Annotated in this window: 16 protein-coding genes and 1 tRNA gene; 12 read left to right on the top strand and 5 right to left on the bottom strand. The window is 64.0% G+C overall.

Going from position 1 to position 14265, the window contains the following annotated elements; genetic code table 11:
* The first annotated feature begins 1 nt into the window (after position 1).
* The 7 genes from rdgB (at position 2) to recG (ending at position 6282) form a co-directional block, all read left to right on the top strand.
* Positions 2-595, top strand: a complete 594-nt coding sequence (gene rdgB / locus MY55_RS15760; protein ID WP_065202648.1) for an RdgB/HAM1 family non-canonical purine NTP pyrophosphatase — start codon at positions 2-4, stop codon at positions 593-595.
* Positions 592-1782 (top strand): radical SAM family heme chaperone HemW, encoded by a 1191-nt coding sequence (gene hemW / locus MY55_RS15755; protein ID WP_047236383.1) that lies wholly within the window; start codon positions 592-594, stop codon positions 1780-1782. Before rdgB ends, hemW begins: the two co-directional genes overlap by 4 nt.
* Positions 1782-2162, top strand: coding sequence for a RidA family protein (locus MY55_RS15750; protein WP_043580245.1), 381 nt, complete (start codon positions 1782-1784; stop codon positions 2160-2162). Before hemW ends, MY55_RS15750 begins: the two co-directional genes overlap by 1 nt.
* Positions 2163-2312: 150 nt before the next feature.
* Entirely contained in the window at positions 2313-2783 is a 471-nt protein-coding gene (locus tag MY55_RS15745; protein WP_076098240.1) for a DUF4124 domain-containing protein, read from the top strand.
* On the top strand, positions 2783-3622 hold the full coding sequence (locus MY55_RS15740) for a PhzF family phenazine biosynthesis protein (protein WP_080509550.1): 840 nt from the start codon (positions 2783-2785) through the stop codon (positions 3620-3622). Before MY55_RS15745 ends, MY55_RS15740 begins: the two co-directional genes overlap by 1 nt.
* Positions 3623-3717: 95 nt before the next feature.
* Positions 3718-4149: a DUF2147 domain-containing protein gene (locus MY55_RS15735; protein ID WP_047236386.1), complete on the top strand. Its 432-nt coding sequence runs from the start codon at positions 3718-3720 to the stop codon at positions 4147-4149.
* 84 nt (positions 4150-4233) lie between these two features.
* Positions 4234-6282, top strand: a complete 2049-nt coding sequence (recG, locus tag MY55_RS15730; RefSeq protein ID WP_065202647.1) for an ATP-dependent DNA helicase RecG — start codon at positions 4234-4236, stop codon at positions 6280-6282.
* A gap of 198 nt (positions 6283-6480) precedes the next feature.
* On the opposite strand, the gene MY55_RS15725 is transcribed toward recG, so the two are convergent.
* The 5 genes from MY55_RS15725 to pstS all read right to left on the bottom strand — a co-directional run bounded on the left by MY55_RS15725 (position 6481) and on the right by pstS (position 11975).
* Complete coding sequence (locus MY55_RS15725; protein ID WP_047236387.1) at positions 6481-7935, bottom strand: inorganic phosphate transporter; 1455 nt, start codon at positions 7933-7935, stop codon at positions 6481-6483.
* Positions 7936-8184: 249 nt separating this feature from the next.
* The gene (gene pstB, locus MY55_RS15720) at positions 8185-8958 is read right to left on the bottom strand and encodes a phosphate ABC transporter ATP-binding protein PstB (RefSeq protein WP_197465989.1); all 774 of its coding nucleotides are present in this window, start codon (positions 8956-8958) and stop codon (positions 8185-8187) included.
* A gap of 3 nt (positions 8959-8961) precedes the next feature.
* Entirely contained in the window at positions 8962-9855 is an 894-nt protein-coding gene (gene pstA / locus MY55_RS15715) for a phosphate ABC transporter permease PstA (protein WP_279625455.1), read from the bottom strand.
* 34 nt (positions 9856-9889) lie between these two features.
* Positions 9890-10852, bottom strand: coding sequence for a phosphate ABC transporter permease subunit PstC (gene pstC / locus MY55_RS15710; RefSeq protein ID WP_047236388.1), 963 nt, complete (start codon positions 10850-10852; stop codon positions 9890-9892).
* A gap of 85 nt (positions 10853-10937) precedes the next feature.
* Positions 10938-11975, bottom strand: a complete 1038-nt coding sequence (pstS, locus tag MY55_RS15705; protein WP_043580258.1) for a phosphate ABC transporter substrate-binding protein PstS — start codon at positions 11973-11975, stop codon at positions 10938-10940.
* A gap of 167 nt (positions 11976-12142) precedes the next feature.
* On the opposite strand from pstS, the gene tpiA reads away from it, so the two are divergent.
* The 5 genes from tpiA to MY55_RS15680 all read left to right on the top strand — a co-directional run bounded on the left by tpiA (position 12143) and on the right by MY55_RS15680 (position 14263).
* The gene (gene tpiA, locus MY55_RS15700; RefSeq protein ID WP_043580260.1) at positions 12143-12892 is read left to right on the top strand and encodes a triose-phosphate isomerase; all 750 of its coding nucleotides are present in this window, start codon (positions 12143-12145) and stop codon (positions 12890-12892) included.
* A gap of 1 nt (position 12893) precedes the next feature.
* A complete protein-coding gene (gene secG, locus MY55_RS15695) occupies positions 12894-13244 on the top strand; it encodes a preprotein translocase subunit SecG (RefSeq protein ID WP_043580262.1) in 351 nt (116 codons plus the stop codon).
* A 19-nt stretch (positions 13245-13263) separates the two neighbouring features.
* A tRNA-Leu gene (locus MY55_RS15690) sits at positions 13264-13348 on the top strand.
* Between the two features lie 91 nt (positions 13349-13439).
* Positions 13440-13796: an NADH-quinone oxidoreductase subunit A gene (locus MY55_RS15685; RefSeq protein ID WP_043580265.1), complete on the top strand. Its 357-nt coding sequence runs from the start codon at positions 13440-13442 to the stop codon at positions 13794-13796.
* On the top strand, positions 13787-14263 hold the full coding sequence (locus tag MY55_RS15680; RefSeq protein ID WP_019103471.1) for a NuoB/complex I 20 kDa subunit family protein: 477 nt from the start codon (positions 13787-13789) through the stop codon (positions 14261-14263). The genes MY55_RS15685 and MY55_RS15680 overlap by 10 nt, the downstream gene beginning before the upstream one ends.
* Positions 14264-14265: the final 2 nt, after the last annotated feature.

Raw genomic sequence — 14265 nt, 5'->3', positions numbered from 1 at the left:
AATGTTCGATCAATTGGTTCTCGCCAGCAATAACGCCGGCAAGCTGAAGGAGTTCGGCGCGCTGTTCGCCGAACTGGGCGTCACCGTGCGCCCGCAGCGCGACTTCGATGTGCCGGAGTGCCCGGAGCCGCATCACACCTTCCTGGAGAACGCGCTGGAGAAGGCGCGCCACGCCAGCCGGCTGACCGGCCTGCCGGCGCTGGCCGACGATTCCGGCATCTGCGTCGAGGCGCTGGGCGGCGCGCCGGGCGTGTCCTCGGCCCGTTTCGCCGGCGAGCCCAAGTCCGACGCGCGCAACAACGCGCTGTTGGTGGAAAAGCTGCAGGGCGAGGCCAACCGCCGCGCCTGGTACTACTGCGTGCTGGTGTTGGTGCGCCATGCCGATGACCCGCAACCGCTGGTGGCCGACGGCATCTGGCTGGGCGAAGTGCGTGACGAGGCGGCCGGCGAAGGCGGCTTCGGCTACGACCCTTACTTCTTCCTGCCCAGCCACGGCGTGTCGGTGGCCGAGCTGGACGCCGCCGAAAAGAACCGCGTCAGCCACCGCGGCCAGGCGCTGGCCGCACTGATGGCCAAGCTGAAGGCGCTGGCATGAGCGTGATCGATCTGTCGGCGCTGACGGGCGGCCTGCGCGAGCTGCCGCCCCTGGCGCTGTACGTCCACTTCCCGTGGTGCATCCGCAAGTGTCCGTATTGCGACTTCAATTCCCACGAGCCGAAGAACGGCTTCGACGAGATGGCCTATGTCGACGCGCTGTTGCGCGATCTGGAATTCAGCCTGCCCGAAGTATGGGGCCGGCCGCTGACCAGCATCTTCATGGGCGGCGGCACGCCCAGCCTGTTCAGCCCGCAGGCGATGGATGCCTTCCTGGCCGGGGTGCGCGCGCGGATGAAGCTGCATCCGGACGCCGAAATCACGATGGAGGCCAATCCCGGCACTTTCGAGATCGAGCGCTTCCGCGGCTACCGCGAGGCCGGCATCAACCGCTTGTCCATCGGCATCCAGAGCTTTAATCCCAAGCATTTGCAGGCGCTGGGCCGCATCCACGACGGCGACGAAGCCAAGCGCGCGGTCGAGATCGCGCTGACCTACTTCGACAACGTCAACCTGGACCTGATGTACGCGCTGCCGGGCCAGACCCTGGACCAGGCGCTGTCCGACCTGAACACCGCGCTGTCCTACGGCATCACTCACCTATCGGCCTACCATCTGACGATAGAACCGAATACGATGTTCGCGGCGCAAACGCCGAAGAACTTGCCGGACGACGAGGTGTCGGCCGATATGCAGGAAGCGATAGAATCCTGTCTGGCAGCCGCCGGTTTCGATCACTACGAAACCTCGGCCTTCGCCAAGCCCGGCCGCCACAGCCGCCACAATCTCAACTACTGGCAGTTCGGCGACTACGTCGGCATCGGCGCCGGCGCCCACGGCAAGATCAGCAGCCACGCCGGCATCGTCCGCCAGATGCGGCACAAGCAGCCGGCGGCCTATCTGAAGGCGGTGGCGGATGGCGCGCCGTTGCAGAGCAGTCAAAAGGTTGCCCGCGCCGACCTGCCGTTCGAATTCATGATGAACCTGCTGCGCCTGACCGGCGGCTTCGAGAGCCGCCTGTTCCAGGAGCGCACCGGGCTGCCGCTGGCGTCGATCCGCCGCCAGCTGGACGAAGCCCAGGCGCAAGGCCTGCTGGACGATGACGGCGCGATCCTGCGCCCAACGCTGAAAGGCCAGCGCTTCCTCAACGATTTGCTCACCCTGTTCCTCAAAGAAGGAGATGAATAATGGCTAAAGAAATCATCCACACCGACAAAGCCCCGGCCGCCATCGGCGCTTACTCGCAAGCCGTCAAGGCTGGCAATACCGTCTACCTGTCCGGCCAGATCCCGCTGGACCCGGCCAGCATGACCGTGGTGGAAGGCGGCTTCGCCGCGGAAACCCACCAGGTATTCAAGAATATGAAAGCCGTGTGCGAAGCCGCCGGCGGCAGCCTGGACCAGATCGTCAAACTCAACGCCTACCTGACCGACCTGTCCAACTTCGGCACCTTCAACGAAATCATGGCGCAATACTTCAGCCAGCCTTACCCGGCGCGCGCCGCCGTCGGCGTGGCCAGCCTGCCCAAGGGCGTGCTGGTGGAAGCCGAAGCGGTGATGGTGCTGTAAGCGTTTCCTTGATCCGCAAGTCTCGAGCCCCGGGCCAACGGTCCGGGGCTTTTTGCTGTCCGGATGGCCTGGCGGCCTTGACCGAGTAGCCAGTGTCCGGCGCCGCCGGGATTTGGCATGTTGCCCGGAACGAATAGCCGGGAGCGCGCGATGAAAGCAGTCTTACTGGTTTGCCTGGGATGGACGGCGGTGTGCTGCCAGGCGCAGGTATTCAAGTGCCGCGATGCGGACGGCGGCATCAGCTACAGCCAGCAGCCATGTCCGGCGGGCAGCCGCAGCTTGGCGATGGATGGCAGCGCGCCGCTCAGCGTGATCGACGGCGGCGACAGCCAGCGCGCGGCGCGGCAGCAATACCGCCAGTCGCTGCGGGATTGGTCAGGCCGGCGCGACAAGGCGCGCCAGGCGGAAGAGCTGGCCGCGCAGCGCGAGAGGCTGGCCGGACGCAAGAAATGGCTGGCGGAGCGCCAGCATTGCCAGCGCTTGGCGGGCAAGCAGGCGTCGTTGCGGCAAGGCCTGCGCCAGGGGCAGACGGCTAGCGAACTGGAGCGCTTGAAGTTCCGCCTTGCCAAGGTGGAAGATCAGATGCAGGATCGCGCATGTCATTTATATAAGGACGATTGATGGCGACTTATCGTTTCGAGCTTGTCAATGTGTTCGCCGAGCAGCGCTTCGGCGGCAATCCGCTGGCGGTGTTTCCCGAAGCGGCCGGCCTGTCCGACCAGGACATGCAGCTGATCGCGCGCCAGTTCAACCTGTCGGAAACCGTGTTTCTGTTTCCCGGCGACGCCGAAGCTGCCGCCAGCCTGCGCATCTTCACGCCCAGCTACGAGCTGCCCTTCGCCGGCCACCCGACGCTGGGCAGCGCCGCGGCGCTGCACGCCCGCGGCGGGCTGGGCGACAGCTTCGCGCTGCGCACCCGTTCCGGACTGATCCCCATCCGGCATCAGGACGGCCTGTTCCGCTTGAGCGCGCTGCCCGCCAGCGTGCGGGCGGCCGGCTTCGGCAGCGACACGGCGGCCGCCATGCTGGGTTTGGCGCCGGAGGATATCGCCCAGCCGCCGCAATGGCTGAACGCCGGCAGCGAGCAGCTGCTGATCGGCCTCTCCAGCCGCGAGGCGGTGCTGCGCGCGCGGCCGGAGCCGGAGCTGTTCCGCCGCCACGCCACCTTGCACCCGGGCCGCAGCATCGCCTACCTGTGGCACCAGCAGGGCGGCGTCGCCACCGTGCGCTTGTTCTTCGACCAGCAAGGCTCGGTGATAGAAGACCCGGGCACCGGCAGCGCCTGCGCCAACTTGGGCGGCTGGTGCGCGCTGAACGGCCTCGCGCCGCTGTCCTGGCGGCTGGAGCAGGGCGAGGCGATAGGGCGGCCCAATGTGCTGTACCTGGATGTCGACGCCGCAGGGCGGGTCGAGGTGGGCGGCCGGGCGCAGGCGGTCGGCAGCGGCGAATTCACGCTGTGAAACGCGCGGCGGCTTGACGATGCGGCCGGCTGTTGGCATCCTAGAGCCGCTACTCCAAACTGCTGTTTCATAACAAACAAGACGAGGAAAACATCATGATTCGAATCGCCAAAGCCGCTTGCCTGGCTACCGCGCTGGGCCTGGCCAGCCAATTGGCTCTGGCTGGCAGCGCCGCCGGCCTGTGGAAGACCATAGACGACGAGACCCACCAGGCCAAGGCGCTGGTGCAGATCAACGAAAGCCCCAACGGCGAGCTGACCGGCAAGGTGATCAAGCTCTACCTGCACCCGGAGGCGGTGTGCGACAAGTGCGACGGCGCCAACAAGGGCAAGCCGGTCAACGGCATGCAGATCCTGTGGGGTCTGAAAAAGAGCGGCGACGAATGGAGCGACGGCCAGATCCTGGACCCGAAGTCCGGCAAGATCTACACCTCCGGCGCCAAGCTGATGGAAGACGGCAAGAAGCTGCGCGTGCGCGGCTACATCGGTCCGTTCTTCCGTTCCCAGGTGTGGGAGCGCCAGCAATAAGCTGACGGCTTGCTGGCCAAACGACAAGGCGGAAGCGGCGCGAGCCGCTTCCGCCTTTTGCATTCTTGAGTACAATCTGTCCTCATGACTCCGCCGATCGATCTCGCCAACCAGCCGCCCGCGGTGCCGGCTGCGTTGGCCAAAAAGCTGGAGAAGCTGGGCATACGCCGCCGCTTCGACCTGGTGCTGCATCTGCCGCTGCGCTATGAGGATGAAACCCATCTGTACCCGATCGCCGACGCGCCTTATGGCCAGCCGGTGCTGGTGGAGGGCACCGTGGTGTCGCATGAGGTCAGCTTCCGGCCGCGCAAGCAGCTCAGGGTGCAGATCGAGGACGGCAGCGGCGCGCTGCTGCTGCGCTTCATCCATTTCTATCCCAGCCAGATCAAGCAGTTCGCCGAAGGCAGCCGGGTGCGGGCGCTGGGCGAGATCCGCCGCGGCTTCGCCGGCGACGAGATGGTGCATCCGAAGACGCGGGAGGTGCGCGAAGGCGCGCCGCTGGCGGAAAGCCTCACCCCGGTCTACCCGACGGTCAACGGCCTGACCCAGCCTATGCTGCGCAAGCTGGTGCACGGCGAGCTGCGCCTGCAGACGCTGGACGAGCTGCTGCCGCTGCCGCTACTGGAGCCGCTGGCGCTGCAGCCGTTCGCCGAGGCGATCCGCCTGCTGCATCAGCCGCCGCCGGAGTGGTCGGCGCAGCAACTGGCCGATCCGCGGCTGCCGGCCTGGCAGCGGCTGAAATTCGACGAATTGCTGGCGCAGCAGCTGTCGATGCGGCTGGCCTACCGCGCGCGCCGGCTCGGCAGCGCGCCGCGCATCGTCGGCGACGGCAGCCTGAGCGAGCGCCTGCTGCGCAATCTGCCGTTCCCGCTTACCGGCGCGCAGCGCCGGGTGCTGGCGGACATCCGCGCCGACCTGGCGCTGCCGCACCCGATGCACCGGCTGTTGCAGGGCGATGTCGGCAGCGGCAAGACCATCGTCGCGGCGCTGGCGGGGCTGTCGGCGATCGAGGCCGGCTATCAGGTGGCGCTGATGGCGCCGACCGAAATCCTGGCCGAGCAGCACTACCTGAAATTGTCCAGCTGGCTGGCGCCCTTGGGCATAGGCGTGGCCTGGCTGTCCGGCAGCCTGAGGAAAAAAGCGAAGCAGCAGGCGCTGGACGAGATCGCTTCAGGCCAGTGCCGGCTGGCGGTGGGCACCCACGCGCTATTCCAGGATGACGTGGCGTTCCAGAAGCTGGGCCTCGCCATCGTCGACGAGCAGCACCGTTTCGGCGTCGGCCAGCGGCTGGCGCTGCAGGACAAGGGCGAGGAGCCGCACCAACTGATGATGTCGGCCACGCCGATTCCGCGCACGCTGGCGATGAGCTTTTACGCCGATCTCGACGTGTCAGTGATAGACGAATTGCCGCCGGGACGCACGCCCATCGTCACCAAGCTGATCGGCAATCCGCGCCGGCCCGAGGTGGTGGGGCTGGTGGAGCGCACCTGCGCCGAAGGGCGGCAGGCGTATTGGGTATGCCCGTTGATCGAGGAATCGGAGGCGCTGCAGCTGCAGACGGCGGTGGACAGCCACCAGCAATTGCAGCAGGACTTGCCGGGGCGGCGCATCGGCTTGGTGCACGGCCGGATGAAGGCGGCGGAGAAAGCGGCGGTGATGGCGGCCTTCGCGGCGGCGGAGCTGGACGTGCTGGTGGCCACCACGGTGATCGAGGTGGGCGTCGATGTGCCCAACGCCAGCCTGATGGTGATAGAGCACGCGGAAAGAATGGGCCTGGCCCAGCTGCACCAGCTGCGCGGCCGGGTAGGGCGGGGCAGCGCCAGGAGCGTGTGCGTGCTGCTGTTCGACAGCCCCTTGTCCGACCTGGCCAAGGCCAGGCTGAAGGTGATCTACGAAAACGTCGATGGTTTCGAGATCGCGCGCCAGGATCTGCAGATCCGCGGTCCCGGCGAGTTTCTCGGCGCGCGCCAGAGCGGCCTGCCGATGCTGCGCTTCGCCGACCTGGAGCAGGACCAGGCGCTGCTGGAGGCGGCGCGCGATCTGGCGCCGCAATTGCTGGAGCGCTGGCCGCGCGAGGCGGAGGCGCATCTGGAGCGCTGGCTGGCTGGCCGCGAGCAATTTCTCAAGGCATGAAAAAATCCGCCGCGATTGGGGGAAATCGCGGCGGCTAGGGAGGGTTGCTGCAAACAAAAGAAACCATTAATGAAGCCGAATAATATTAGCAATTTATGAATTAATGGCTCAAGCGCAGCCAGCGCTCCCCTTGACGCAGATCAAGCATGAAAAAAGCCGACGCGGGCGCGTCGGCTTTTTGTCGGACATCGGCGGGGATCAGAACCACTGCGCCGCCAGGTAGTACAGGCCGCCGGCCAGCGCCATCGACGCCGGCAGCGTGAACAGCCAGGCCAGCGCGATCGAGCGGATGGTGCCCATCTGCAGGCCGGCCTTGTCGGCGATCATGGTGCCGGCCACGCCGCTGGACAGCACGTGGGTGGTGGACACCGGGAAGCCGAACCAGCTGGCCAGGCCGATGGACACCGCGGCGGTGGCTTGCGCCGCCACGCCCTGGGCGTAGGTCATGTCCTTCTTGCCTATGCCTTCGCCGACGGTCTTCACCACGCGCTTCCAGCCGATCATGGTGCCGATGCCCAGCGCCAGCGCCACGGCGACGATCACCCAGGTGGGCGCGTATTCGGTGGTGGTGGTCAGGTCCTTGCGCAGATTGTCCAGCAGCTGCTTGTCGTCCGAGCTCAGCTTGGGCAGGGTGGCAGCCTTCTTGGCGGCGTCATCCAGGCACAGCAGCTGGGTGCGCACGTCCCAGCGTTGCGAAGCGCTCAGCTTGTGGTAGTCGGAACCGTCGCCCATCAGGGTCAGCAGGTTCTGCGCGGTGGCCACGGTTTGCTGCGGGTGGCATTCGTACTGGCTGGTGCTGGTGGATTTGACGATGATCTTGGACAGGTCCGCCTCGTGGCGCTGGTAGAACTGCTGCAGATGCTGCGCCGCGTCGCGGGTGCGCTCCAGCTGGTACGGGGTGCTGTCCAGGTTCAGCACGAACTTGGCGGGCACGATGCCGATCAGCACCAGCATCACCAGGCCGACGCCTTTCTGGCCGTCGTTGGAGCCGTGGGCGAAGCTGACGCCCATCGCCGACACGATCAGCATGAAGCGGGTCCAGAACGGCGGATGCTTGCGGCCTTCCACCTGCTGGCGCTGGTACGGGGTTTTGTGCACGTTGCTGTGCGGGCGGAAGCGCCGCAGCAGGATGACGATCAAGCCGGCGACCAAGGCGCCCACCAGCGGCGAAACCAGCAGCGAGGCGCCGACGTCCACCGCCTTGCCCCAGTTGATGCCGTGCGACAGCGAGGTGTGGTTGATCAGGCTGTTGGCCACGCCGACGCCCAGGATGGCGCCGATCAGCGTGTGGCTGCTGGAGGCCGGCAGGCCCAGATACCAGGTGCCCAGGTTCCACAGGATGGCGGCCGCCAACAGCGCGAACACCATCGACATGCCGCGGGTGGTGTTCACCGAAATCAGCAGATCCACCGGCAGCAGGTGGACGATGGCGTAGGCGACGGCCAGGCCGCCGCTCATCACGCCGAGGAAGTTGCAGATGCCGGAATAGAACACGGCAAGGCGCGGCTTCATCGACTGGGTGTAGATGACGGTGGCGACAGCGTTGGCGGTATCGTGGAAACCGTTGATGAACTCAAATGCGAGCACGAAGCCCAGCGAAAGCATCAAAGTGATGGCTACATGGGTGTCGAGCCCGGAGAACAGGTCCAGCATGGCGAGTCTGCGATAATCGTAAAGGCGGGATTGTTGTGTTCCAGGCCAGTGGCGTCAAGTGTTTATAAAAAAAAATAAACCGTGTGGTTTTGCCTGTGAAAACGGCAAAATCAACTTGACAGCGCGGGCTTGCCAGCCGGCTAAGTCCATGATTTTTCATCATGTCGCTGGCATTGCGCGCGGGCCTGGGCGTAGGGTAGGCGGCGGGCGGCATGGCGATTCGTCATGCGCGTCCCGCCGCCTGCGGCATCAGCCGAACTTGCCGGTGATGTAGTCTTCGGTCGCCTTCTGCTGCGGCGTGGTGAAGATGGTGTCGGTCTTGCCGAACTCCACCAGTTCGCCCAGGTACATGTAGGCGGTGAAGTCGGACACCCGCGCCGCCTGCTGCATATTGTGCGTGACGATGGCGATGGTGTAGTCCTCTTTCAATTCATGGATCAGCTCTTCGATATGGGCGGTGGAGATCGGGTCCAGCGCCGACGTCGGCTCGTCCAGCAGCAGCACTTCCGGCTTCGATGCCACCGCGCGGGCGATGCACAGCCGTTGCTGCTGGCCGCCGGACAGCGAGTGGCCGGACTGCTTGAGCTTGTCCTTCACCTCATCCCACAGCGCGGCCTTGCGCAGCGCCCATTCCACCCGGTCTTCCATCTCGCCTTTGGACAGCTTTTCGTACAGCTTCACGCCGAAGGTGATGTTGTCGTAGATCGACATCGGGAACGGGGTGGGCTTCTGGAACACCATGCCCACCTTGGCGCGCAGCAGGTTGACGTCGATGTCGCGCGCCAGGATGTTCTGGCCATCCAGCAGGATGTCGCCATCGGCGCGCAGGCCGGGGTAAAGCTCGTACATGCGGTTGAAGGTGCGCAGCAGCGTGGACTTGCCGCAGCCGGACGGGCCGATGAAGGCGGTGACCTTGTGCGGCGCGATTTCCAGCTGGATGTTTTTCAGCGCGTGGAAGTTGCCGTAGAAGAAGTTGAGGTTGCGGACCTCGAGCTTGGTGGAGGGGCTTGCCATGGTCGTCATGCCTTAATTCGATTGATTTTTGCTGCCGCCCATCCAGCGGGCGACGATGTTCAGGGTCAGCACGCTGAAGGTGATCAGCAGCGAACCCGCCCAGGCCAGTTTGTGCCAGTCCTCGTAGGGGCTCATGGCGAACTGGAAGATCACGATGGGCAGGTTGGCCATCGGCTGGTTCATATTGCTGTTGAAGAACTGGTTGTTCAGCGCGGTGAACAGCAGCGGCGCGGTCTCGCCGGAAATGCGCGCCACCGCCAGCAGAATGCCGGTGAGCACGCCGGCCTTGGCCGAGCGCAGCGTGACGGTGAGGATCACCTTCCATTGCGGCGCGCCCAGGGCGATGGCCGCTTCGCGCAGGCTGTTGGGCACCAGGCGCAGCATGTTCTCGGTGGTGCGCACCACCACCGGGATCACCAGGATGGCCAGCGCGAAGGAGCCGGCCCAGCCGGAGAAGTGGCCGACCGACACCACGTACACCTCGTAGACGAACAGGCCGATGACGATGGACGGCGCCGACAGCAGGATGTCGTTGATGAAGCGGGTGGCCGGCGCCAGCCAGCCGCGCTGGCCGTACTCGGCCAGGTAAATGCCGGCCAGGATGCCGATCGGTGTGCCGAACAGGGTGCCGAAGCCGGTCATCACCAGGCTGCCGTAGATGGCGTTGGCCAGGCCGCCGGCGCTGCCCGGCGGCGGCGTGCTTTCGACGAACACCCGCCATTCGATGCCGGACAGGCCGTATTGCAGCAGGGTGGCCAGGATCCAGAACAGCCAGAACAGGCCGAAGGCCATGGTGAACATCGAGCAGGCCATGGTCACCCGGTTGACCAGCCGGCGGCGGCGGTAGGTGAGGCTGTCCTGCTTCAGGCTGACGGGCGCGCTGGCGCGCGGAAGGGCTTCGCACATGGGGCTTGGACTCATCGGTGTGGCGTCTTTCATATCAGGAAGGCTGGCCTTCCTGCTTCTTCAGGCGCAGCAGCAGCAGCTTGGAGCAGGCGAGCACCACGAAGGTGATGAAGAACAGGATCAGGCCCAGCTCGATCAGCGAGCCCATGTACAGGTCGCCGTTGGCTTCGGCGAATTCGTTGGCCAGCGACGAGGCGATGGAGTTGCCCGGCTCGAACAGGCTGGCGGCGAAGCGGGTGGAGTTGCCGATCACGAAGGTGACCGCCATGGTCTCCCCCAGCGCGCGGCCCAGGCCCAGCATGATGCCGCCGACCACGCCGGTCTTGGTATAGGGCAGCACCACGTAGCGCACCACTTCCCAGGTGGTGGAGCCCAAGCCGTAGGCGGATTCTTTCAGCATGGTCGGCACTACTTCGAACACGTCGCGCATCACCGAGGCGATGAACGGAATCACCATGATGGCCAGGATCAGTCCGGCGGTGAACAGGCCGATGCCCATCGGCGCGCCCTGGAACAGGAAACCCACCAGCGGGAAGGGGCCGAGGTGGTCTATCACCCACGGCTGGATATGGTCGGCGAAGAAGGGCGCGAATACGAACAGGCCCCACATGCCGTAGATGATGGACGGGATGCCGGCCAACAGTTCGATGGCGATGCCCAGCGGCCGCTTCAGCCAGGTGGGGCATAGCTCGGTCAGGAACAGCGCGATGCCGAAGCTGACCGGTACGCCAATCAGCAGCGCGATGATGGAGGTGGCCAGCGTGCCGAAGATGGGCACCACCGCGCCGAATTTCTGCTGGACCGGATCCCAGTCGGTGCTGGTCAAAAAGCCCAGGCCGAAGCCTTTGATGGCAGGCATCGCGCCGATCAGCAGCGAAATGAGGATGCCCACCAGCAGCGCTAGCACCAGGAAGGCGAAGCAGCGGGTGGTGATGCGGAACAGCTTGTCCAGCAGCATCTGGTAATTCATCTGCTGCTCATTGCTCAGTTTTTGCATGTGTCGATTCTTGATGGTTCAGACACAAGGCCGGAGAGAGTCGACTCTCCCCGGCCTGGGTGACAGCTAGTATGGCTTCGGCTTGTCAGTTCCAGACAGTCTTGCCGCTGGCGTCGGTGATCTGCTTCCAGCTGGTGCGGATGACGGTCTTGACGTTGTCCGGCATCGGGATGTAGTCCAGCTCCTGCGCGGTCTTGTCGCCGTTCTTGTAGGCCCAGTCGAAGTATTTCAGCACTTCGGCGGCTTGAGCCGGCTTATCCTGCTTCTTGTGCATCAGGATGAAGGTGGCGCCGGCGATCGGCCAGCTGGCCTTGCCCGGCTGGTTGGTCAACAGCAGGTAGAAGCCTGGGGCCTTTTTCCAGTCGGCGTTGGCGGCGGCGGCCTTGAACGATGCCTCGTCCGGCTTCACGAAGGCGCCGGCCTGGTTTTGCAGCAGGCCGTAGGCCAGCTTGTTCTGCTTGGCGTACGCGTATTCGACGTAGCCGATGGCGCCCTTGATGCGCGACACGTAGTTGGCGACGCCTTCGTTGCCCTTGCCGCCGACCGAGCTGCCCTTCCAGCTGACGGCGGTGTTGGAGCCGACATCCTTCGCCCATTCCGGCGAAACCTTGGACAGGTAGTTGGTGAAAATGAAAGTGGTGCCGGAGCCGTCGGAGCGGCGCACCACCGAGATGCGCTGGTCAGGCAGCTTGACGCCCGGGTTCAGCTTGGCGATGGCGGCGTCGTTCCACTTGGACACCTTGCCCATGTAGATGTCGGCCAGCAGCGGGCCGGTGAACTTGATCTGGCCGGCGGCGATGCCCGGGATGTTGTACACCGGCACCACGCCGCCCATTACGGTCGGGAATTGGGTCAGGCCGGATTTCTCCAGCTCTTCGGGTTTCAGCGGCATGTCGGACGCGCCGAAGTCTACAGTCTTGGACTGGATCTGCTTGATGCCGCCGCCGGAACCGATGGACTGGTAGTTCATGTTGTTGCCGGTGTTGCCCTTGTAGGTGGCGGCCCACTTGGCGTACAGCGGGTAGGGGAAGGTCGCGCCGGCGCCGGTGATGTCGGCCGCATAGACCGAACCCGCGATCATGACGGAACCAAGAGCCGCTGCCAGACGTACAGACTGTTTCATGCTTAACTCCCGAACGATGTAATGGGACTGCTGTTGTGATGGCCGCCATCGTATAGCCGAAATTTTGCAGTAATATTACAAGTCGTAAATCGCTTGAGCTGAAGACGTTGGTGCGCTTTCCGCGGCGAGGTATAATCCGCCCCGACAACCATTTCGTGGAGATTTCGATGTCCGGCAAGTTGGTGATTGGCAACTGGAAGATGAATACCCGCGGCGACAGCGCGGGCCGGCTGGCGGCGGAGCTGCTGGCGGATCAGGACACCAATCGCGAAGGCGTCGGCATCGCCGCGCCGGCGGTTTACCTGGCCGCGCTGGCCGCGCAGCTGCGCGGAAGCCACATCGCCTTGTCGGCGCAGGATGTCAGCCGCTACGACGCGGACGGCGCCTTCACCGGCGAGGTGAGCGCCGCGATGCTGGCCGACGTCGGCTGCCGCTATGCGCTGGTGGGCCATTCCGAGCGCCGCCAGTATTTCGCCGAGGACAACGCCTCGCTGTTGAAGAAGATGCGCCACGCGATCGCCGCCGGCCTAGTGCCTGTGCTGTGCGTGGGCGAAACCCTGGAACAGCGCGAGGCGGGGCAGTATCTGGAAGTGGTGCGCGGGCAACTTGCGCTTCTGGCTGAGATCGGCCATGGTGATGAATACGTCGTGGCTTATGAGCCGGTATGGGCGATCGGCACCGGCAAGGTGGCAACCCTGGAGCAGATCGCCGAGATCCATGCATTCATCAAAAATTGGTGCTTGCAAAACGCGGGAGGCTCGGCTAAGATTCGCGTCCTCTACGGCGGCAGTGTCAAAGCAGAGAACGCCGAGTCCATCCTGGCGACGGAAAACGTCGACGGAGCATTGGTCGGAGGGGCCTCTCTGGACGCCCGTTCATTCAGAGTGATTTGCCAAGCCGCAGGAAAAATGATATAGTATGGAACTTCTCAAGACGCTTATTTGGATTGTAAACCTTCTGTCCGCAGCGGGTATCATCGTCCTTGTTCTGATGCAGCACGGCAAGGGCGCCGATATGGGCGCGGCTTTCGGTAGCGGATCGTCCGGCAGTCTGTTCGGTGCGTCTGGTTCTGCGAATTTCTTGAGTAGAACAACCGCGATTGCAGCGGTGGTGTTCTTCTCGACTTCCATGGCGCTGGCTTATCTTTCCGGGGGTGGAAAAGATAATCTGGGCGTGATGGGTGGCAAGATTGAACAGGTTGCGCCGCAAATCCCGGCAGGCGCGCCTAATAACAAAGCTTCGGGCCCAGCTTCCAAGATCCCGGAGTAACAATTTAAAGCTTTGCTGTGCCGACATGGTGAAATTGGTAGACACGCTATCTTGAGGGGGTAGTGGCGAAAGCTGTGTGAGTTCGAGTCTCACTGTCGGCACCACCATTCAAAAACAGGCCACCGGGACTCCGGTGGCCTGTTTTATTTGGAGCCTAGGGGGGGTGACCCCTCTTTTTTTGGGGGTGTACGGGAAATGCTGCAAAACTACTTTCCCATTCTGATGTTTGTCATTGTCGGACTTCTGGTCGGCGTGGGCCCTATCGCATTGGGCAAATTGCTGGCGCCGAATCGTCCCGACTCTGAGAAACTTTCTCCATACGAATGCGGCTTCGAGGCCTTCGAAGATGCCCGCATGAAGTTTGACGTCCGCTATTACCTGATCGCCATTCTCTTCATCCTGTTCGACCTGGAAATCGCCTTCCTGTTTCCGTGGGCCGTGGTGTTGAAGGATCTGGGCGTCTATGGTTTGGGCGTGATGGTCGAATTTCTCGCCGTGCTGACGCTCGGCTTCGTCTACATGTGGAAGAAGGGAGCTCTGGAATGGGAGTAGAAGGGATTCTGGAGAAAGGCTTCGTCACCACGACGGCCGACAAACTTATCAACTATACCCGCACGGGTTCCTTGTGGCCGATGACTTTCGGCCTCGCCTGTTGCGCGGTGGAAATGATGCACGCCGGCGCGGCGCGCTACGACCTTGACCGCTTCGGCATCGTGTTCCGCCCCAGCCCCCGCCAGTCCGACCTGATGATCGTCGCCGGCACGCTGTGCAACAAGATGGCGCCGGCGCTGCGCAAGGTCTACGACCAGATGGCCGAGCCGCGTTGGGTGATTTCGATGGGCTCCTGTGCCAACGGCGGCGGGTATTACCATTATTCCTATTCTGTAGTTCGCGGCTGCGACCGCATCGTGCCGGTCGATGTCTATGTGCCGGGCTGTCCTCCGACGGCCGAGGCGCTGCTGTACGGCATCATCCAGCTGCAGAACAAGATCAAACGTACCAATACCATCGCCCGCTAAGG

The sequence above is a fragment of the Chromobacterium subtsugae genome, assembly GCF_001676875.1.
In the GTDB taxonomy this organism is placed as follows: Bacteria; Pseudomonadota; Gammaproteobacteria; order Burkholderiales; family Chromobacteriaceae; genus Chromobacterium; species Chromobacterium subtsugae.
The sequence above is the reverse complement of the archived record's forward strand: the minus strand, read 5'-3'. Positions and strand labels throughout refer to the sequence as shown.